At 60.9% G+C, this 20522-nt stretch carries 15 protein-coding genes; 6 read left to right on the top strand and 9 right to left on the bottom strand.

The window, feature by feature from the left end:
- The first annotated feature begins 46 nt into the window (after positions 1-46).
- The gene (locus Q1A34_RS15685; RefSeq protein WP_300036144.1) at positions 47-478 is read left to right on the top strand and encodes an ABA4-like family protein; all 432 of its coding nucleotides are present in this window, start codon (positions 47-49) and stop codon (positions 476-478) included.
- Between the two features lie 116 nt (positions 479-594).
- Here Q1A34_RS15685 and Q1A34_RS15680 read toward each other — a convergent pair whose 3' ends face one another.
- Genes Q1A34_RS15680 through xdhA form a run of 7 tightly spaced genes read right to left on the bottom strand, consistent with a single transcriptional unit; the run spans position 595 to position 9883 of the window.
- Positions 595-1674 carry a BMP family ABC transporter substrate-binding protein gene (locus tag Q1A34_RS15680; RefSeq protein WP_300036141.1) on the bottom strand — a complete coding sequence of 360 codons (1080 nt, stop codon included), beginning with the start codon at positions 1672-1674 and terminating at the stop codon, positions 595-597.
- A gap of 54 nt (positions 1675-1728) precedes the next feature.
- Positions 1729-2649, bottom strand: a complete 921-nt coding sequence (locus tag Q1A34_RS15675) for an ABC transporter permease (protein ID WP_300036138.1) — start codon at positions 2647-2649, stop codon at positions 1729-1731.
- Positions 2649-3731: an ABC transporter permease gene (locus tag Q1A34_RS15670; protein ID WP_300036135.1), complete on the bottom strand. Its 1083-nt coding sequence runs from the start codon at positions 3729-3731 to the stop codon at positions 2649-2651. The genes Q1A34_RS15675 and Q1A34_RS15670 overlap by 1 nt, the downstream gene beginning before the upstream one ends.
- Positions 3732-3776: 45 nt before the next feature.
- Positions 3777-5291, bottom strand: a complete 1515-nt coding sequence (locus Q1A34_RS15665; RefSeq protein ID WP_300036132.1) for an ABC transporter ATP-binding protein — start codon at positions 5289-5291, stop codon at positions 3777-3779.
- A complete protein-coding gene (xdhC, locus tag Q1A34_RS15660; protein WP_300036129.1) occupies positions 5288-6223 on the bottom strand; it encodes a xanthine dehydrogenase accessory protein XdhC in 936 nt (311 codons plus the stop codon). The genes Q1A34_RS15665 and xdhC overlap by 4 nt, the downstream gene beginning before the upstream one ends.
- Positions 6213-8516: a xanthine dehydrogenase molybdopterin binding subunit gene (gene xdhB, locus Q1A34_RS15655; RefSeq protein WP_300036126.1), complete on the bottom strand. Its 2304-nt coding sequence runs from the start codon at positions 8514-8516 to the stop codon at positions 6213-6215. The genes xdhC and xdhB overlap by 11 nt, the downstream gene beginning before the upstream one ends.
- Complete coding sequence (gene xdhA, locus Q1A34_RS15650) at positions 8513-9883, bottom strand: xanthine dehydrogenase small subunit (protein ID WP_300036123.1); 1371 nt, start codon at positions 9881-9883, stop codon at positions 8513-8515. The genes xdhB and xdhA overlap by 4 nt, the downstream gene beginning before the upstream one ends.
- Before the next feature lie 228 nt (positions 9884-10111).
- Here xdhA and dnaE point away from each other — a divergent pair, with 228 nt between their 5' ends.
- Entirely contained in the window at positions 10112-13612 is a 3501-nt protein-coding gene (gene dnaE, locus Q1A34_RS15645) for a DNA polymerase III subunit alpha (protein WP_300036120.1), read from the top strand.
- A 59-nt stretch (positions 13613-13671) separates the two neighbouring features.
- On the opposite strand, the gene Q1A34_RS15640 is transcribed toward dnaE, so the two are convergent.
- Positions 13672-13869: a SlyX family protein gene (locus Q1A34_RS15640; protein WP_300036117.1), complete on the bottom strand. Its 198-nt coding sequence runs from the start codon at positions 13867-13869 to the stop codon at positions 13672-13674.
- 128 nt (positions 13870-13997) lie between these two features.
- Here Q1A34_RS15640 and hisS point away from each other — a divergent pair, with 128 nt between their 5' ends.
- From hisS to hisG, 3 genes are read left to right on the top strand one after another with little or no spacing between them, the layout of a single operon-like run.
- Positions 13998-15644, top strand: a complete 1647-nt coding sequence (hisS, locus tag Q1A34_RS15635; protein ID WP_300036114.1) for a histidine--tRNA ligase — start codon at positions 13998-14000, stop codon at positions 15642-15644.
- A complete protein-coding gene (locus tag Q1A34_RS15630) occupies positions 15641-16723 on the top strand; it encodes an ATP phosphoribosyltransferase regulatory subunit (protein WP_300036111.1) in 1083 nt (360 codons plus the stop codon). The genes hisS and Q1A34_RS15630 overlap by 4 nt, the downstream gene beginning before the upstream one ends.
- Positions 16720-17415, top strand: a complete 696-nt coding sequence (gene hisG, locus Q1A34_RS15625) for an ATP phosphoribosyltransferase (protein ID WP_300036108.1) — start codon at positions 16720-16722, stop codon at positions 17413-17415. The genes Q1A34_RS15630 and hisG overlap by 4 nt, the downstream gene beginning before the upstream one ends.
- Before the next feature lie 8 nt (positions 17416-17423).
- Here hisG and Q1A34_RS15620 read toward each other — a convergent pair whose 3' ends face one another.
- On the bottom strand, positions 17424-17855 hold the full coding sequence (locus Q1A34_RS15620) for a DUF1489 domain-containing protein (protein ID WP_300036105.1): 432 nt from the start codon (positions 17853-17855) through the stop codon (positions 17424-17426).
- Positions 17856-18000: 145 nt separating this feature from the next.
- On the opposite strand from Q1A34_RS15620, the gene Q1A34_RS15615 reads away from it, so the two are divergent.
- A complete protein-coding gene (locus Q1A34_RS15615; RefSeq protein ID WP_300036102.1) occupies positions 18001-20502 on the top strand; it encodes an adenosylcobalamin-dependent ribonucleoside-diphosphate reductase in 2502 nt (833 codons plus the stop codon).
- The last annotated feature ends 20 nt before the right edge of the window (positions 20503-20522 follow it).

Raw genomic sequence — 20522 nt, 5'->3', positions numbered from 1 at the left:
TGCACGATATTATCTGATCACTCCAACTCTGAGACAGGCATCTGACATGAATTTCGAAACCCTATTCTCCCTCGCCGGTGTCATCTCTTTGACCGGCTGGCTTTTTCTGTTGTTCTCGCCGCTGTTTCCAAAGTTGTCAGACCGTATCGCGGGAGTGATCCTGCCGGTCTTTCTGTCACTCATTTATTTCGGTCTCCTGATCTGGCCTGCTCATGAAAAAGGAGGCGGTTTTGGTACACTGGCAGACGTGATGGAGCTGTTTTCGTATGAGCAGGCCGCACTTGCTGGTTGGGTGCACTTTCTGGCCTTTGACCTCTTTATCGGGGCATGGGTCTGTCGCACAGCGCGCATGGAAGGCATACGCTTCTGGTTTGTGGCCCCCTGTCTTCCTTTGGTTTTCATGTTTGGCCCGGCAGGCCTGCTCGCATTTCAGGCAGTGCGCGTCTGTCGCAACCGGCTGACACCGGCGCCGGGTTGACGGGGGCGAACCGCCGCTGCCGTTCCACATAGTAAACCTGGTGCACGCGACACTTACCCGTACAAAAAAGGGCCCCGCGCGATGCGCAGGGCCCGGATTTTCCAGCAGTGCTGCAGTTATTGCGGAATATCGCCTTCGATGCCTTCGACATAGAAGTTCATTCCGGCAAGCGTTCCATCGTCTGCAACCTCGCCATCCGCAAGGAAAGCAGAACCATCCTGCTTGTTCAGCGGGCCGGTAAAGGCGTGATAGGATCCATCGGCCAGAGACGCCTTGAGCGCCAGAGCTTCGGCTTTGACATCTGCCGGTACAGCGTCAGAGATCTCGCCGATGCCAACCATGCCGGCACCGATGCCATCCCATGTGTCTGTGCTCTCCCATGTACCGTCAATCACTGCCTGGGTGCGCGCGATGTAGTAGGGCGCCCAGTCGTCGATGATGGAGGATACGCGCGGGAAGGGCGCATACTGGCCCATGTCAGAGGCCTGGCCGAATGTCACAACATTCCCGGCTTCCTGTGCGGCCGCCTGGGGCGCTGTAGAGTCTGTGTGCTGAAGCACGACATCAGCGCCCTGTTCGATGAGAACCTTGGCGGCATCCGCTTCTTTGGCAGGATCGAACCAAGTGTAGGCCCAGACGATTTTGAACTGCACATCGGGGTTGGCTTTGCGTGCATGGATAAAGGCAGAGTTGATGCCGCGGATCACTTCGGGGATCGGGTAAGAGCCGATGTAGCCGATGATGTTCGATTTGGTCATCTTGCCGGCGATGTGGCCCTGGATTGCGCGGCCCTCGTAGAAACGCGCGGAATAGGTCGAGACGTTGTCTGCGCGCTTATAGCCCGTGGCGTGTTCGAATTTTACATTCGGAAACTTCGCCGCCACGTTGATCGTCGGGTCCATATAGCCAAAGGACGTGGTGAAGATCAGATCGGCACCGTCCAGCGCCATCTGCGTCATCACACGCTCCGAATCCGGGCCCTCGGCCACGTTTTCCACGTAGACCGTATCGACTTTGTCGCCCAGTGCTTCCTCGACCGCGAGGCGGCCCTTGTCGTGCTCATATGTCCAGCCGCCGTCGCCGATCGGGCCCACGTAAACAAAACCGACTTTGGTCTTTTCGTGGCCATCAGCATAAGCAGCGGCACCAAGGCCAAGTGCGACCGCGGCGCTTGCCAGAAGTGTGGTGAATTTCATGTTCAGGTCTTCCCCATGTTAATTCGCCCCGTTTTCCGGGGCGTTGATTGGCCTCTATCCGGAGGCATGGAATGGCCGGCCCAGTGAGCCGGGTGCCGCGCTTTTATCTGCAGAAAGAATAACAAGCACGACGATGGTGATCAGGTAAGGGGACATTGCCAGATATTCCACGGGAATGGCAACGCCGGCACCCTGCAGATTAAGCTGCAACTGCGTGATTCCGCCAAAAAGATAAGCACCCAGAAGAACCCGCCAGGGCTTCCAGCTAGCGAATACCACCAGGGCGAGCGCGATCCAGCCGACACCTGCTGTCATGCCTTCTGTCCATTGCGGAACGCGTATCAGGCTGATGTAGGCACCACCCATTCCGGCGCAGGCCCCTCCGAACATAATCGCCAGCGTCCGCACACGGATAACTTTGTACCCCAGCGCGTGAGCTGCGTCGTGGTTCTCGCCCACGGCGCGCAACACAAGGCCCGCGCGGGTGAAGCGCAGCACCGCCCAGACCGCCGCAACGAGCATCAGGCCAAAGTACAGCACAGGATCATGGCCAAAAATGATCGGGCCGATCACTGGGAGATCTGAGAGAAAGCCAAAGCTGATGTCCGGCATCGAGGGAGGTTTGACGCCGACATATCCCTGCCCCAGCAGGGCCGACAGGCCGAGCCCGAACAGTGTAAGCGCGAGGCCGGAGGCAACCTGGTTTGCAAGTGTCAGTTGCGTGAGCAGGGCAAAGAGCAGGCTGAGAACGGCGCCGCCCGCGGCGGCAGCCACAAAACCGGTTACGGGTGATCCGCTTTCCACGGCAACGGCGAATCCGCAGATAGCGCCGATGATCATCATACCCTCGACCCCGAGGTTCAGAATACCCGCTTTCTCCACGACCAGCTCGCCGGTGGCCGCCAGCAGAATGGGCGTGGCTGCACTCATCAGAGCGGCAATCAGCAGAATGGGATTGATTGCGGACAGGTCCATTATGCGGCCTCCGTCCGGCCTGTGCGCAGCCGGTAATTGGTAAAGAGATCAAAAGCCAGCAGGAAAAACAGAAGCATCCCCTGGAAAACCTGGATTGCAGCAGCGGGCAGGCCCAGCTGGCTTTGCGCGATATCACCGCCGATATAGGTCAGCGCCATCAGCAGACCCGCCAGCACGATCCCGATGGGATGCAGGCGGCCCAGAAAGGCGACGATGATGGCCGTGAACCCATAGCCAGTGTTGAAATCAATGGTCACCTGGCCGGACGGCCCGGAGACTTCGAAAAGGCCGGCCAGTCCCGCCAGCATCCCGGATGTGCCAAGGCAGAACAGGATCAGCCGACCGGGATTGACGCCCGAGAATTTTGCGGCGCGCGGGGCCTCACCGGTGACGCGGACAGCAAATCCGAGGCGGTGACGCGTCAGAAGAACATAGGCAAAAATCACGGCGATCATCGCAAAAACCACGCCCCAGTGCATGCCCGATCCGGTGATCAGTTCGGCGTTGTGCGCCGAAGGGTATTGCTGGAGGTTGCGGCTGCCGGGAAAGCCGAAACCTTCCGGGTTTTTCATCAGTCCCAGCGACATAGAGGCCAGAAACTGCTCAGCCACATAGACCAGCATCAACGACACCAGGATTTCATTCGTGCCAAAGCGAACCTTCAGGACCGCCGGGATCATTGCCCAGATCCACCCGCCGAACGCGCCCGCAAGCACCATTGCGGGAAAGATCAGCGCGCTCTCTGCCGGATAGAAGGCCAGGCCGACACCAGCCCCGAACAGCGCACCCATGATGTATTGTCCTTCGGCGCCGATGTTCCAGATGCCCGCACGGAAGCCGAGGCTGAGACCTATGGCAATGAGCACAAGGGGAGCACCCTTGATCAGCAGTTGCGGGCGGTAAAAAAACGAAAATTCGCCGAACAGAGGCTGCCAGAAAATCGTCAGAATGGACTGTATCGGATCCTTGCCCAGCACGGCAAAAAGCAGCCCGCCGAAAAAGAATGTTGCGAGTACTGCGAGCAGCGGCGTCGCCCAGGCAAAGGCCCGGCTGGGCTGGGGGCGTTTTTCAAGCCGGATCACAAGGCGGCTCCTTTTCTGTGGCGTTTACAGCCATTGCTGGTCAGCTCAGACATGCGCCACCTCCATGCCATGTGCACCGCCCATCATCAGGCCGATCTGCTCGACGCTCAGGCCCTGTGCCGGCAGCGGCTCTGACAGCCGGCCTTCGTTGAGGGCTGCAAAACGGTCTGATATCTCCATCAGTTCGTCGAGGTCCTGACTGATGACAATCACAGCCGCACCGCCCGTCGCCAGATCGAGCAGTGCCTGACGGATGGCGGCTGCGGCAGAGGCATCAACACCCCAGGTCGGTTGATTGACGACCAGAACCTCGGGCCGTTGCAGCACTTCGCGTCCGATCACAAACTTCTGCAGGTTCCCGCCCGAAAGGGACCGGGCCGCATTGCCGGGGCCGGGCGTGCGCACATCAAAGGTGCTGATGATGCGTTCTGCGAAATCCCGTGCTGCGGGCCAGTTCAGAAAACCATTGCGCACCAGCCCCTCGCGCTCGGCCCCTGTCAGCATCGCGTTTTCGGTCAGTGTCATATCGGGTGCGGCGGCGTGCCCCAGACGTTCCTCCGGCGCTGCCAGAATGCCGAGGCGGCGACGTGCATCCGGCCCTGCAGTACCGATATCAGCCCCCTTGAACGCGATCATGCCAGCAGGCGATATCATCTCGCCGGAAAGGGCAGCAAGCAATTCGTCCTGACCGTTACCTGCAACGCCGCCGATGCCCAGAACCTCTCCCCTGCGCAGCGTAAGCGTAATGTCCCGCAGCGGCATGCCAAAAGCAGAAGGTGAAGCGCGCGACAGGCCGGACAGTTTCAGGACCGGCTCGCCCGGAGAATGCCCTGCACGCGTTGGTGTCGCCAGCACTTTGCCAACCATCATCTCGGCCATATCGCGCGCAGTCGTCTCACGCGGGACGCAGGTGCCTACGACCTTGCCCAGCCGCAGGATGGTGGCAGCGTCACACAGCGTGCGTATTTCCTCAAGCTTATGGGAAATATAGAGAATTGCGGTGCCTTCACTGCTGAGTTTACGCAGTGTTTCGAACAGAATTTCCACTTCCTGCGGAGTCAGAACAGAAGTGGGCTCGTCCATGATCAGCAGTTTCGGCTCCTGCAGAAGGCATCTGATGATCTCGACCCGCTGACGCTCACCTGCGGAAAGATCACCGACGGTTCTGTCAGGCGCGAGCGGCAGGCCATAGGTGTCAGAAACCTGGCGGATCTGCTCTGACAGCGCGCGCATGGCGGGCGCATTTTCCATCCCCAGCGCAATGTTCTCGGCAACGGTCAGCGCATCGAACAGCGAGAAGTGCTGAAAGACCATACCAACGCCTGACGCGCGCGCCGCGCGGGGCTCCGCCGGGGTAAAGGCCTCGCCCCGCATGCGCATCTCGCCCTGATCCGGTTTGACCAGACCATAGATCATCTTGACCAGTGTGGATTTTCCAGCACCGTTTTCGCCCAGCAGGGCGTGTACCTCGCCGGGCGCGATTTCCAGAGATACGTCATCATTTGCGACAACGCCCGGATAGGCTTTGGTCAGGCCCGAAAGCGACAAGAGGGCAGTCATGCAGAGTTTTCCAGTCTTTCCACGGTCAGGACGCGGCGGCGGTGCAGGTCTGTTGCGACGCCCAGGGCGATTTCCTGAGGATGTTTTCCGAGCGCAGGCTCTCCGATCGGGCAGGTGATGCCGGCGATATGCTCTGGTGTGTGCCCCAGGGCCGCGAGCCGTTTGCGAAAGCGTGCCCATTTGGTGGCGGACCCGATCAGGCCCGCAAACCCAAATCCGTGCAGCAACAGCTGGTGACAAAGCTCCAGATCAAGCGCATGCGAATACGTCAGGATCAGGTGCTCGGCTGCCGAAGGTGCATATCGCACGAGGTTCCGGGGTGTTGCGGCTGGCAGTTTCTGCACACCGGGGGGAATGATGTCCGGGAACCGATCGTCGGCCGTATCGACCCAGGTAATGGTGACGTCGGGCAAAGGAGCCATAACCGACACAATGGCGCGACCCACGTGCCCTGCGCCCCAGATCCAGACATGTCGTGAGGAGGCCGTGACCGGCTCGACCATCCATTCACCGATGAGGGCGGGCTCCGGGCGCTGACCAGCATTGCGCATCTGAGCCAGTATTCTGCGCACCTCAAGCGGTGCAGCGCCCGAACCACGCGCTACCACATCTGTTGGCAGATCAAGAGCCTCCTGCAGCGTCCAGATCTCTGTCAGCAACTCCACAGCGCCGCCACAGCACTGTCCCATGTCCGGACCCAGCGCGTGTTTGGTGCGCCCGGACCTGCCAGTGTCCAGCATCTCCCGCGCGGCCCGGGCTGCGGAAAACTCCAGCTCTCCCCCGCCGATCGTGCCCGACTGACCGGTCTGCCAGACCAGCATGGAGGCACCGGTTTCGCGCGGGGTGGATCCGGCAACACGTGCGACCACAACACGGGCCACGCGCCCTTCACGACGACAGGCAGAGATCAGGCCCTCGCGGTCAAACGACATCGCCTTGTCCTTTCCCCCGGGCACGGGCCACGGCTTTCAGAACAGCCTCTGCGGTCGCGGGGGCCTGAAGGTCCGCGTAGTTATTGCCGCAGGACTGCACCGCATCTGCCAGGGCAGACCAGGCCGATATGCCCAGCATAAGCGGTGGCTCTCCCACGGCTTTGGACCGGTAAATGGTTTCCTCGCTGTTCGGGGCATTCCAAAGCCGGACGTTGAAAACATCCGGCCGGTCGGAGCAGGCGGGTATCTTGTAGGTTGATGGCGCATGGGTGCGCAGCCCCCCCTGATCATCCCAGACCAGTTCCTCGGTCGTCAGCCATCCGGCGCCCTGGACATAGCCACCCTCGATCTGCCCGATGTCCAGATCCGGGTTCAGCGACGCGCCCGCATCGTGCAGCAGGTCCGCGCGCAATATGCGGTTTTCGCCGGTCAGCGTATCTATGACAACCTCGGTCACGGCGGCACCATAGGCAAAATAGAAAAACGGTTTGCCCTCTCCGCGGATACGGTCCCAGGCGAGACCGGGTGTTTTGTAAAACCCGGTGGACGACAGGCTGATCCGCGCTTCATAGGCCATTTTTACAACATCAGCAAAAGGCACCGAGGCTTGTCCCACCGTGACCTGGCCATCCACGAAAACCACATCCGAAGGATCAGCCTGATGTCGCTCCGCCAGCATCTTTGCCAATCTGTCGCGTATGGTGTCACAGGCCGCCATAACGGCCATCCCGTTGAGATCGCTGCCCGAAGACGCGGCCGTGGCAGAGGTGTTGGGCACCTTGCCGGTGTCCGTGGCCGTAATTTTCACCGCAGACATTTCCACTCCGAAACGGTCGGCGGCCACCTGGGCCACTTTCTGAAACAGGCCCTGGCCCATTTCCGTCCCGCCATGGTTCAGGTGCACCGATCCGTCCTGGTAGACGTGCACGAGCGCGCCTGCCTGATTAAGATGCGTCAGCGTAAAGGAAATGCCAAATTTCACCGGCGTCAGGGCGATCCCTTTCTTAAGGACCGGGCTGGATGCATTCCATGCTGCTATCGCTTCTCTGCGCGCTGCATAGTCGCTGCTTGTCAGCAGGTCCCGGATCATGTCCGGCAGGATAAAATCTGTAACCGCCTGGCCATATGGGGTGCGGTCACGTGCGCTGCCCCCTGTTTCGTAGAAATTCGCGCGCCGGACTTTCAGCGGATCCAGTCCAAGATGTGCCGCGATATGATCCATCACGCGTTCAATACCGACCATCCCCTGCGGGCCCCCAAACCCGCGAAAGGCCGTGGCGCTTTGGGTATTGGTTTTCAGCCGGTGGCTGGTAATGCGCACAGCAGGCAGGAAATAGGCGTTGTCCGCATGCAGCATAGCGCGGTCGGCAACGGGCAGAGACAGATCCTGCGCCCAGCCACACCTTGCCCAGTGCGTAAAATCGATCGCGCTGATCCGCCCGCTGTCGTCAAAACCGACGTCATAGGCGATGCGGAAGTCATGGCGTTTTCCGGTGATGATCATGTCATCATCCCGGTCATAACGCATTTTGCAGGGGTGTCCTGTCAGTCGTGCGGCCACCGCACAGGCCACCGCAAGCGCGTTGCCCTGACTTTCCTTGCCACCAAATCCCCCACCCATGCGGCGTGTTTCGACCCGGACCGAATGCATCGGCACACCCAGGGCATCGGCTACCTTGTGCTGGATTTCCGTGGGATGCTGTGTCGAACTCAGGATATGCATATCGCCACCTTCAAGTGGCAGAGCGACTGCGGCCTGGCCTTCGAGGTAGAAATGCTCCTGGCCCCCGATTTTAAGGGTGCCCTGAATGCGCTGTGGTGCTTCTTTCAGATCAGCCGCAACGTCGCCGCGCCCGTAAATGCGGGGTACTTCTTCAAACCGGCTGTCTTCCGCGATGGCGTCGTCTATGCTCAGGATGGCTTTGTGCCCTGTGATGGCAACATCACCCAGCCGGGCAGCGCGGCGTGCGGCAAGGTGGGAGGTTGCCACGACCAGAAAGAGTGGTTGCCCAAGGTAGTGGACCTGATCTGTGGCCAGCAACGGCTCGTCATGCGCCGAAGGCGAGACGTCATTTGCAAAGGGCAGATCGGCGGCGGTCAGAACCGCCACGACACCCTCTGCTGCGCGTACGGCGGCAAGGTCAAGCCTGTCTATTGTACCTGCAGCAACGTCACTGATCCCGAAGGCGAGATGCAGAGCGCCGGCGGGCAATGGCACATCATCGGTATAGCGGGCCTCGCCTGTAACGTGCAGCCGCGCTGCATCATGGGGCAGTGATTTCGCCACGCTCATGACCGCACCTCCAGCACACTGGCAAGACTGCCGCTGTCCTCAAGCCAGTAGCGTAACAGCATGTTCTGCGCTGTTTCCAGCCGGTATCCGGCGCTGGCCCGCATGTCAGACAGGGGTGTGAAGTCATCAGCAACGGCTGTCATGGCGGCCTGAACGGTTTCTTCTGTCCAGCGAGCGCCGAGCAGAACGGCCTCTGCTTTGGCCGCGCGTGCGGGCACACCGGCCATGCCGCCGAAGGCGATCCGCGCCTCACGCACCAAGCCGTCTTCAACACGAACAGACAGACACCCGCAGACAGCAGAGATATCCTGGTCAAAGCGTTTGGACAGTTTGTAACACCGCAGCCGGTCGGTCTGTCGTGGAATGGTGATGCGTTCGACAAAGGCGCCGGGCGCACGGTCCTGTTTGCCATAGTCCAGAAAGAAATCTTCGAGGGCCAGACTGCGACGTTCCGATCCGTTGCGCAGATGCAGCGTTGCACCCAGAGCGATCAGGGCAGGCGGCCCGTCACCGATGGGCGAGCCATTCGCGATGTTCCCGCCAATAGTTGCTGCATTCCGGACCTGGACGGACCCATATCTGCGGATCATCGCGGCGAATGACGGATGCAGCGGTTCCATGGCGGCTTCCAGTTCCGACAGCGTGGTGGTCGCACCAATCTCCACCTGATCGTCGTTGACAGTGACACCGCGCAGGTCCGAGCAGCGGTTCAGGAATGCGACCGGTCCCAGATCGCGAAACCCCTTGGTGACCCACAGGCCGACATCTGTCGCGCCCGCGACGAGTGTTCCATCGGGGTTTTCCGCGTACCACGCAGCAAGCTCATCGCTGTTTTCCGGTTGCGCATGGGGCGCGACGGTCTGCGGGCAGGCGGCAGGCGCCTGGTCGTGCATGTGCTCGGGCACCGGACTGTGGGCAGTAGCATCAGCGGCGCGAATGATCGGCGCATATCCGGTGCAGCGGCACAGGTTACCGGCCAGTTCCGTGTCATGATCCCTGCGCCCGTTCAGATGCGCGGCGGCCATTGAAACGACAAACCCGGGGGTGCAGAAGCCGCACTGTGATCCGTGGTGGGTAATCATGGCCTCCTGAACCGGGTGCAGGGAGCCATCGGGTGCCGAAATACCCTCGACCGTGCGTACGGCCCGGCCATTCAGTTGCGGCATAAACAGTATACAGGCGTTCAGTGTCTGCGCGCCCGTATCATCGGTGATCATAACCGTGCATGCGCCGCAGTCGCCCTCATTGCATCCTTCCTTTGTGCCCGTCAGTCCGCGCTCCTCGCGCAGCCAGTCCAGCAGCGTCTGGGTTGGCGCGACATTTGTCAGCGCCACTGTTTCTCCGTTCAGGCGAAACGTGATGTTCATTCGGTCAGATCCGCCGCGGTACCATAAGCCCACAGTGAGGTCCGATGTTCGATGCGGCGTAGAACGTCGGACGGGCGATATCGACAGTGAGGCTATCGGGCGACGATGGCCCTTGGCAAGGGAAAACGATCCGGCAAATCTGCGACCTGCCCGGCTGCTGTGAAAAATTCATCACCTGATCGCATCGGGCCACTGGTGGGAGACGCTGCTCTCGCATAGCCTTGCGCAATGAGCACTGATCCCCGATTCATCCACCTTCGCACGCATTCCGAGTATTCACTGCTGGAAGGGGCGTTGAGGCTGAAAAAGCTGCCTGCTCTGTGCCGCGAAAACGCCATGCCCGCGATGGCACTGACCGACACCAACAACATGTTTTCCGCACTGGAGTTTTCGGTTGCCATGTCGGGCGCGGGGGTGCAGCCAATTCTCGGGTGTCAGGTTGATGTCGCCTATCTCGCGGCCCGCCCCGGAGACAGACCCCCGGACCCGGCACCTGTGGTGTTGTTGGCACAGTCAGAGGCCGGGTACGAAAATCTGATGCGTCTGAACTCCTGTCTTTACGTCGACAAGGGCGGTCAGCTGCCGCAGGTCACTCCGGAGGAGCTGGAAAGCTTTCCGGCGGATGTGATCTGTCTGACCGGCGGACCCGATGGGCCGGTAGGCCGGCTGCTGCGGGCCGGGCAGTTGCCAGCCGCACAGGCGCTGATGGACCGGCTCAAAGCTATCTATGGAGACAGGCTCTACGTCGAACTGCAGCGACACCCGGGCGAGGACGGACAGCCGGAGGCCGAACGGCTGACAGAACGTGGGTTCGTCGAAATGGCTTATGCGATGGATCTGCCGCTGGTTGCTACAAACGACGTGTATTTCCCGGATGCAAAAATGTACGAGGCGCATGACGCGCTGATCTGTATCGCCGAAGGGGCCTATGTTGACCAGCAGGACGCACGCAGGCGTCTGACCCCGCAGCACTATTTCAAAAGCCAGGCAGAGATGGCCGCCCTTTTTGCGGACCTGCCAGAGGCCATTGAAAACACCGTCGAAATCGCCAGGCGCTGTTCTTTTCAGGCCTATCGCCGTGATCCGATCCTGCCAAAGTTCGCCGATGACGAGATCGAGGAACTGCGTCGCCAGTCCCATGAGGGGCTAAAAAACCGTCTCGCCGTCATTCCACATGCTGTGAGCGTCGCGGAATACGAGAAACGGCTTGATTTCGAACTGGGCATTATCGAAGGGATGGGCTTCCCGGGCTACTTTCTGATCGTTGCCGACTTCATCAAATGGGCCAAGGACGAAGACATTCCGGTAGGCCCGGGCCGGGGCTCGGGTGCCGGATCGCTGGTTGCTTATGCGCTGACGATTACCGACCTTGATCCGCTGCGCTACAACCTGCTGTTTGAGCGTTTTCTGAACCCGGAACGGGTGTCCATGCCCGACTTCGACATCGACTTTTGCATGGACCGGCGTGAGGAGGTCATCCGGTACGTGCAGGACAAGTATGGCCGCGACAAGGTGGGGCAGATCATCACCTTTGGTGCGCTTTTGTCAAAAGCTGCCGTACGCGATATCGGGCGTGTACTGCAGATGCCCTACGGTCAGGTGGACCGTCTGTCCAAAATGATCCCGGTCGAAGGTGTGAAACCGGTCAGCATCGAAAAGGCGCTGGCAGACGAGCCACGCCTGCGCGAAGAGGCGCGCAACGAGGAGGTCGTGGCGCGCCTGTTGGAATACGGCCAGCAGGTCGAGGGGCTTCTCCGGAACGCCTCGACCCACGCTGCTGGTGTGGTCATCGGCGACAGGCCGCTGGACCGGCTGGTGCCGCTCTACCAGGACCCGCGCTCGGACATGCCCGCAACTCAGTTCAATATGAAGTGGGTCGAGCAGGCCGGCCTGGTGAAATTCGACTTTCTGGGCCTGAAAACCCTGACCGTCATTCAGAACGCGGTGGATCAGATCAAAGCCTCAGGCCGGCATCTGCATATCGCCGCTGATGGTACGGAACTTTTTGAACCGCCCGAGGGGCTGATCGACGACATAGCCACCATCCCACTGGATGATGAGGCCTCTTACAAGCTTTATGCCAGTGCCAAAACAGTCGCCGTGTTCCAGGTGGAAAGTTCGGGCATGATGGATGCCCTGAAGCGCATGAAACCCACCTGTATCGAGGACATCGTGGCGCTTGTTGCGCTCTATCGGCCCGGTCCGATGGAGAACATCCCGACCTATTGCGAGGTCAAGAACGGGCAGCGTGCGCTGGAATCCATTCACCCGCTCATCGACGATATTCTGAAGGAAACTCAAGGGATTATCGTCTATCAGGAGCAGGTGATGCAGATCGCCCAGGTCATGGCCGGTTACAGCCTTGGCGGGGCTGATCTGCTGCGCCGCGCGATGGGCAAGAAGATCGCCGAGGAAATGGCCAAGGAACGCCCCAAGTTCGAAATGGGCGCTGTGGCTAATGGGGTCGACAAGGACAAAGCCCGCGAGGTTTTCGACCTTCTGGAGAAATTCGCCAACTACGGCTTTAACAAATCACACGCGGCGGCCTATGCGGTGGTCAGCTATCAGACGGCCTGGCTCAAGGCCAATCATCCGGTGGAATTCATGGCCGGCGTGATGAACTGCGATATCCACCTGACCGACAAACTGGCGATCTACTTTGAGGAGGTCCGCAAGCAACTGGAACTGCCCTGGGTGCCGCCCTGTGTGAACCGGTCAGATGCGACTTTCAAAGTGGTCGACGGTGCTCTGGTCTACGCCCTGGGTGCTCTGAAAAACGTCGGCACCGAGGCAATGAAACTGATCACCGAAGGCCGTGGCGACAAACCCTTTGCCACGTTGTTTGATCTCGCGCGGCGGGTCGATCTGAAACGGGTTGGCAAACGGCCGCTTGAAATGCTGGCGCGATCCGGTGCGTTTGATCAGTTGGATGGCAACCGCAGGCGTGTCTTTGAAGCACTTGATTCCCTTGTGAATTATTCCGCGGCGATCCACGAGCAGCGCGCCTCGGACCAGGTGTCACTGTTCGGAGAGGCGGGCGACGATCTGCCCGAGCCGCGCCTGCATCCTCTGGACGACTGGTTGCCCGCGGAACGTCTGAGCGAAGAGTTCCGGGCCGTGGGCTTTTATCTTTCGGGCCATCCGCTGGACGACTACATGGGGCCGCTGAAGCGCAAAGGTGTTCTGACCCTGGATGAGCTGACGTCGAAGGCCGAGCGCGCGCCGCTGGTGGCAAAGCTGGCCGGAGTGGTGGCAGGCAGGCAGGAACGCAAATCTGCCCGGGGCAACCGGTTTGCCTTTTGCCAGATGTCCGACACGACCGGCGCGTTTGAGGTCACGCTTTTCTCGGAAACCCTTGAAAAATCACGCGAACACCTGGAAACAGGTGCCAAGGTTGTTGTCACGGTCGAGGCGAATATGGAGGCCGATCAGCTCAAGCTGCTGGGCCGTTCCGTGGCGCCGATAGACACGGTTACGGCGGATGCGGGCGGCATGGGATTGCGGGTGTTTGTAGATGAAGCTTCTGCCGTATCTGCTGTTGCCAGCGTGCTCGAGGGCGCTGCAAACGCGGTGCGCGGGGCGGGGCGCGGCCCTGTTCAGCTTTGTCTGATGCACCCCGATCTGCCGGGCGAGGTAGAGGTTGATCTGGGTCAGGATTTCGCCGTCAACCCGCAGATCAAAGGCGCGATAAAATCCCTCAGCGGGGTTCTCGAAGTCGAGGATATCTGACCTGATTGGCTGCGTCGGTAAAACGTCGGTAAAACGTCGGTATTACGTCGGTGCAGACGTCAGTAGTGCGGCGGGCGCTCGTCGCCCACAACGATACCGCCGGTGGCCTGAGAGTCTCGCTCCCCTTCGCGCTGCATCAGCATATGCACCCGCCGTGTCAGCGTCGCGATCTCATTTTCCTGGCGCGCAACAATATCCGACAACTCGTCGACCGTGCGGGTCAGGTGGGCGATCTGTTCTTCCAGTTTCCGGGTCATCGGTGTCTCTCCTGCGGCGGCATGCCCTAGCACGGGCGGAACCTGCGGGAAAGAGGCACCCGCCGCGCCTTGTCTCAGCCTGCCCCATCCGCTAGACCCCGCGCGAAACCTGGCACAAAGGGAATCCCATGGCCAAGCCCAAGAAAACCCCGCGCCCCAAGGCAGAGACGCCAAAGGGCTTTCGTGACTATTTCGGTGCCGAGGTCACTCAGCGCACCGAAATGCTGCGCAGGATTGCCGGGGTGTATCATCGTTATGGGTTTGACGCGCTGGAAAGCTCGGGCGTGGAAACGGTCGAGGCGCTGGGGAAATTCCTGCCCGATGTGGACCGGCCAAACGAGGGCGTTTTTGCCTGGCAGGAAGACGCGGACACCGACAAGCCGGGCGACTGGCTGGCGCTGCGCTATGACCTGACGGCCCCGCTGGCGCGCGTCTATGCGCAGCACCGCAATGACCTGCCCACCCCCTACCGCCGCTATGCGATGGGGCCGGTCTGGCGCAACGAAAAACCCGGGCCCGGGCGGTTCCGTCAGTTTTATCAGTGTGATGCGGATACGGTGGGTGCACCGTCGGTGGCCGCCGATGCCGAGATCTGCGCCATGCTGGCCGACTGCCTGGAAGAGGTTGGCATCCCGCGTGGTGACTATGTGATCCGGGTGAACAACCGCAAAGTTCTGAATGGCGTGCTGGAAGTGGCCGGACTGGCGGGCGATGACAAAGAGCGCGAGCGCGGCATCGTGCTGCGCGCGATCGACAAGCTGGACCGGTTGGGTGTTGAAGGCGTCCGCGCGTTGCTGGGTGCGGGCCGTAAGGACGAGAGTGGGGATTTTACCGAAGGAGCCGGTCTGAGCGAGGCTCAGATTATCCCGATTATGAATTTCGTCGGCGCAAGCGAGCATGTGGACAATCGGTTGTTGGAGAAGGCGAAAGCGATGCCCGGGATCGCGAACCTAGTTGCTTCCGCGGCACGACTCGCGGGTGACGACTACCAAAGGCAAGTATTCGCGGAATTTCCGGAAGTGCTCGAAATGCGGGTGCGTGAGACCGTGAGTGTTCTCAAGGATCTCATTTTGGGCTCAGATGTCGGGAGACAAGGCGTAGATGAACTCGAACAAATTGCGTCGCTCCTCGAGGCTGCAGGCTACGGCCCGGACCGTATCGTCATCGACCCCTCCGTCGTCCGCGGCCTGGGGTATTATACCGGCCCGGTGTACGAGGCTGAGCTGACCTTTGATATCGAGGACGAAAAGGGGCGCACGCGCAACTTTGGCTCTGTGGCAGGCGGCGGGCGTTATGACGATCTGGTCAAACGGTTCACCGGCCAGGCCGTGCCTGCGACGGGCGTGTCCATCGGGGTTGACCGTCTGCTGGCCGCGCTGCAGGCCAAGGGGCGTTTGCAGGCAGACACGGCAGGCCCGGTGGTCGTGACCGTGATGGACCGCGACCGCATGGCGGATTACCAGGCGATGGTGGCAGAGCTGCGCAAGGCGGGTATCCGGGCAGAGGTTTACCTGGGCAACCCCAAGAACTTTGGCAACCAGCTGAAATATGCAGACAGGCGTGGCAGCCCGGCGGCGGTGATCGAAGGTGGCGACGAGAAAGAGCGCGGGGTCATCCAGATCAAGGACCTGATCCTGGGTGCGAAAATTGCTGAAAGCGCCACGCTGGAGGAATGGAAAGACCGGCCCAGCCAGTTTGAGGTGCCGCGTGACCAGCTGGTGGAAAAGGTGCGCGAAATTCTGGGCGCGCACGGTCTGGACGAGGGCACAAAATGATAAGCCGCGCGCAGACCCTTGCGCGGGCCGCGTCTTTGCGGGCCGGTTTTGAGGCTGCGGGTGCGATACCGGCTGAGACCCCGGTGTTGCAGCCTGCGGACACGCTGCTGGACCTTTACGGAGAGGAAATCCGTGCGCGTGCCTATGTAACGTCGGACGCGCTGCGGGGCGAGCAGATGCTGCGCCCGGATTTTACCGTTCCGGTCGTGCAGATGCATATGGCCGGCGGAGCGGAACCTGCGCGCTACACCTATTCTGGCGAGGTTTTTCGCCGTCAGGAACACGATCCGGACCGGGCCAGTGAATACATCCAGGTGGGATACGAGGTTTTTGACCGCACAGACCCGGCGGCTGCGGATGCCGAAGTGTTCGCGCTTTTTTCAGATGCTGTCAGCGGGCTGAACCTGCGGTCTGTCATGGGGGATATCGGCTTTCTGATGGATGCGGTGCAGGGCCTGCGCACCACGGATGCGCGCAAGGCGGCGCTGCAACGGCACATCTGGCGGCCCCGCCGGTTCCGCGCGCTGCTGGACCGGTTTGCCGGGCGCACAGAAATCAGCCCCGCCCGGGCAGCGCTGCTGTCGGGAGAAGCGGCCCTCTGCGAGGCACCGCACACCGGGCGGCGGACGGGGCAGGAAATTGAGACGCGCATCGCGGCCCTACGCGCTGATGCAGCCGCTGATCCGCTCTCCGCTGAAGAAGTCGGACTGCTGGATGCACTGCTGAACGTGCGCGAAACACTGCCCTTTGCGCTGGAGCAGCTGCGTGATCTGGCGGTTGATCTGACCTCTGTTGCACCTGCGGCAGAGCGCCTGGCCGCGCGCACGGAGGCTCTGGAAAAGCGCGGGGTGGATGTGGCCGCGCTGCCGTTTGAGGCAAGCTTTGGCCGCACGTCCATGGAGTACTACGACGGTATGGTTTTTGGCTTTTTCAGTGCCGACCGTCCTGACCTGCCGCCTGTTGCGACAGGTGGGCGCTATGATGCGCTGACCCGCAGGCTGGGTGGTGGCGCAGAGATACCGGCGGTGGGCGGTGTGCTGCGGCCGGGTCTGATGCTGGAACTGGAGGGCGCTCTGTGACCGTCCGGCTGGGTGTGCCGTCCAAGGGGCGGCTGATGGACAAGACGTTTGAGTGGTTTGCAAAGGCGGGGATAACCCTGTCACGCAGTGGCTCTGACCGGGAGTATGCCGGCGCTGTGGGCGGGATCGACGGTGTATCGCTGGTCCTGCTTTCGGCCGGAGAGATACCGCGCGAGCTGTCTGCCGGGCGGCTTCATTTCGGCGTGACAGGCACCGATCTGATCCAGGAGAAACTGCCGCTCTGGGAACAGCAGGTCGACCCGGTGCAGGAGCTGGGCTTTGGCTTTGCCGATCTGGTGCTGGCGGTGCCCCGCGCCTGGGTCGACGTGGACACGCTCGATGATCTCGACGCCGTGGCGGCAGCTTTCCGGCAGCATCACGGGATGCGGCTGCGGATCGCCACGAAATACCACCGGCTCGTGCGCGAATATCTGCGTCAGGGTGGCGTTGCAGACTATGCGCTGGTCGACAGTCAGGGCGCGACCGAAGGGACCGTCGCCAATGAGACCGCCGAGGCCATCGCGGACATTACCTCCAGCGGTGAAACCCTGCGCGCCAATCACCTCAAAGTGCTGTCAGACGGGCCGGTGCTGCGCAGTCAGGCGACGCTCTGGCGCAGCCGGGTTGCAGATTTGTCCGACGCTGACAGGCTGGTGGCGCGGGAACTGACGGAACGCCTGACCGCAGGCTGAGTTCTGCTTCAGAGCACGCCGATCTCGGCAAGTGCGCGGTTCAGCTCGACCGGCAAGGGTTCTTCATCGCTCCGCCCCTGCGGCAGATCGGGCGGTGCGTCCGCAGGGTGCAGATACCGCCACCCCTGAAAGGGGCGTTTCAGGCTGGTCTGTGTGCGGACGAGTTCTGGGTCCAGTACGATCGCGCAGCGCCGGATACCGTCCTGGCCGATGTATTCATCCAGCCGTTCTATCCGCTGGCGGCACTGGATGACCCCTTTGATGACCCAGAAGATCGACCCGCCATTGAGCACCTCGGCCTCGCGGCGGGGCCACATGCGCGTGACGTGGCGCGGCAGACCGTCCGGCGCCTGCGCGCGTTTTGTGGCCTGCCAGTCCGCCAGTCCTTCGATATTTTCAGTCCCGACAGACAGTTTGATCAGATGAACGGACTTATCCACAGGTTACCCACCGCATTACGCACAGAATCTCAGAGTCGCTACTATATACGGTAATGCGGGCGAGGTCTGCTTCAAGTTCTTGTGGAATACGGTGCGATTCCAGGTTAGTCTGGGTTTCCTTCCTGCACACCGGAGATACCTGTCGATGACCCGCTTTGCCGCCCCTATTGCCGAACAGATCTGGGATATGAAGTACCGCTTCAAGGACGCTGACGGTACGCCAAAGGATGTGACTGTAGAAGACACATGGCGGCGCATCGCACGGGACCTTGCCAGCGTCGAGAAGGAGCCGGAAGTCTGGGAAGACCGGTTCTATGCGGCACTGGAAGACTTTAAGTACCTGCCCGCAGGTCGCATCACCGCCGGGGCCGGCACGGCGCGCTCGGTGACACTGTTCAACTGTTTTGTCATGGGCACGGTGCCCGACAGCATGGGTGGTATTTTCGACATGCTGAAAGAGGCGGCCCTGACCATGCAGCAGGGCGGCGGCATCGGGTATGACTTCTCGACCATACGTCCCAAAGGGGCCGATGTGCACGGTGTGGCGGCTGATGCTTCCGGCCCGCTGTCCTTTATGGATGTCTGGGATGCCATGTGCCGCACGATCATGTCCGCAGGGTCGCGCCGTGGCGCGATGATGGCAACAATGCGCTGTGATCACCCGGACATCGAGGATTTTATCGCGGCGAAATCTGACCCTGCCCGGTTGCGCATGTTCAACATGTCTGTGCTGATCACTGACCCCTTTATGGAGGCGGTCAAAGCCGATGCGTCCTGGGATCTGGTGTTTGAAGGCAAGGTTTACCGCAGTCTGCAGGCGCGGGATCTGTGGAACCGGATCATGCAGGCGACGTATGACTATGCCGAACCCGGCGTGATTTTCATTGACCGGATCAACGCGGCCAACAACCTGAGCTATTGCGAGACCATCGCGGCGACCAACCCCTGCGGCGAGCAGCCGCTGCCGCCTTATGGCGCCTGTCTTCTGGGATCGGTGAACCTGTCGCGGCTGGTCACGGATGCCTTTGAAAAGGACGCCGCACTGGACGAGGACGCGCTGGAAGACCTGGTGGCCGTGGCCGTGCGCATGATGGACAATGTGGTGGACGCCTCAAAGTTCCCGCTGGAGGCGCAGGCCCGTGAGGCGCAGGCGAAACGGCGGATTGGTCTTGGGGTCACCGGACTGGCGGATGCGCTGCTGATGGTCGGTCTGCGGTATGGATCGGACGAGGCGGCGCGTCAGACCGGACAATGGCTGCGCCTGATCGCCCGCGCCGCCTATCTGGCGTCGGTGCAGCTTGCCAGGGAGAAAGGCGCGTTTCCGCTGTTTGACGCAGAAGGATACCTTGCCTCGGGCACTATGCAGATGATGGATGAGGACGTGCGGGAGGCCGTGCGCGAACACGGTATCCGCAACGCGCTGCTGACCTCTATCGCGCCCACCGGGACCATCAGCCTGTATGCGGGCAATGTCTCGTCAGGGATCGAGCCCGTCTTCGCCTATGCCTATACCCGCAAGGTGCTGCAGAAGGACGGATCGCGCACCGAAGAGGAAGTGGTCGATTACGCAGTGCAGATGTGGCGCGAGAAATTCGGCGATGCCGACCTGCCGGAGTATTTCGTGAACGCGCAGACACTGGCCCCGGCAGAGCACGTCAAGATGCAGGCAGCAGCCCAGAAATGGGTGGATTCGTCTATTTCCAAGACGATCAACTGCCCGGAAGACATCGGGTTTGATGCCTTTAAGGACGTTTACATGCAGGCCTGGGATACGGGCTGCAAAGGCTGCACGACCTACCGGCCGAATGCCGTGACGGGGTCTGTGCTGAGCGTGTCGGAGGAGAAAAAGCCGGTTCTCGGATCCGCAGCAGAACGGCTAAAATGGGCACAAGAAAATGCTGGATTTGACACTCAAAAAGCTGCCGCAGACAAACTTGGTGTTGCCAGAAGTCGGTACGCGAATTGGACGACGGGTATGCAGGATCTTTCCAAAGAAGGAGCAAAACTAGCTGCTGAGCACTTCGGTGTCTCTGCCGGCTGGCTCCTTTTCGGTGAAGCGGAAACCGCCCCCGAAGTCATCACCACCTCGGACGCCGAACCGCAGCAGCCCCACGGCGACGTCATCTATATGTCCGAACCACTTGACCGGCCGTCGGAACTCGAAGGCAACACCTACAAGGTCAAATGGCCAGACAGCGAACATGCGCTTTATATCACCGTGAATGACATTGTGCTGAACGGTCACCGGCGACCCTTTGAGGTCTTTATCAATTCCAAGAATATGGAACACTTTGCCTGGACGGTGGCGCTCACGCGGATGATCTCTGCCGTGTTCCGGCGCGGTGGCGATGTGTCGTTTGTGGTGGAGGAGCTGAAGGCGGTGTTTGACCCGCGCGGCGGTGCCTGGATGCAGGGCAAGTACATTCCGTCGATCCTGGCCGCGATCGGTGGGGTGATCGAGCAGCATATGATCGCGACCGGATTTATCGCGGGCGAGGGAATGGGTTTGAAGAGCGACCCGCGGGCGCAGGTTGTGGGCCTCGAAAACCAGCGCGGTCAGGCCTGCAGCAGTTGTGGTCAGTATGAGTTGCGGATGGTCGAGGGATGCATGACCTGTGGATCATGCGGGTATTCCAAATGCGGCTGAACCCAGCCGTCTGTATCTGA

Origin of the sequence: uncultured Roseobacter sp. (assembly GCF_947491795.1) — a bacterium.
In the GTDB taxonomy this organism is placed as follows: Bacteria; Pseudomonadota; Alphaproteobacteria; order Rhodobacterales; family Rhodobacteraceae; genus Roseobacter.
Note: the sequence above shows the minus strand (reverse complement) of the source record. Positions and strands in the feature narration are given on the sequence as shown.

Excerpts from the sequence above, each read along its gene's own strand:
- xdhA (WP_300036123.1), bottom strand. The coding sequence starts at position 9,883 with ATGAACATCACGTTTCGCCTGAACGGAGAAACAGTGGCGCTGACAAAT.
- Q1A34_RS15685 (WP_300036144.1), top strand. The coding sequence starts at position 47 with ATGAATTTCGAAACCCTATTCTCCCTCGCCGGTGTCATCTCTTTGACC.
- dnaE (WP_300036120.1), top strand. The coding sequence starts at position 10,112 with ATGAGCACTGATCCCCGATTCATCCACCTTCGCACGCATTCCGAGTAT.
- xdhC (WP_300036129.1), bottom strand. The coding sequence starts at position 6,223 with ATGTCGTTTGACCGCGAGGGCCTGATCTCTGCCTGTCGTCGTGAAGGG.
- Q1A34_RS15675 (WP_300036138.1), bottom strand. The coding sequence starts at position 2,649 with ATGGACCTGTCCGCAATCAATCCCATTCTGCTGATTGCCGCTCTGATG.
- Q1A34_RS15680 (WP_300036141.1), bottom strand. The coding sequence starts at position 1,674 with ATGAAATTCACCACACTTCTGGCAAGCGCCGCGGTCGCACTTGGCCTT.
- Q1A34_RS15640 (WP_300036117.1), bottom strand. The coding sequence starts at position 13,869 with ATGACCCGGAAACTGGAAGAACAGATCGCCCACCTGACCCGCACGGTC.
- xdhB (WP_300036126.1), bottom strand. The coding sequence starts at position 8,516 with ATGAGCGTGGCGAAATCACTGCCCCATGATGCAGCGCGGCTGCACGTT.
- Q1A34_RS15665 (WP_300036132.1), bottom strand. The coding sequence starts at position 5,291 with ATGACTGCCCTCTTGTCGCTTTCGGGCCTGACCAAAGCCTATCCGGGC.
- hisS (WP_300036114.1), top strand. The coding sequence starts at position 13,998 with ATGGCCAAGCCCAAGAAAACCCCGCGCCCCAAGGCAGAGACGCCAAAG.
- Q1A34_RS15615 (WP_300036102.1), top strand. The coding sequence starts at position 18,001 with ATGACCCGCTTTGCCGCCCCTATTGCCGAACAGATCTGGGATATGAAG.
- Q1A34_RS15630 (WP_300036111.1), top strand. The coding sequence starts at position 15,641 with ATGATAAGCCGCGCGCAGACCCTTGCGCGGGCCGCGTCTTTGCGGGCC.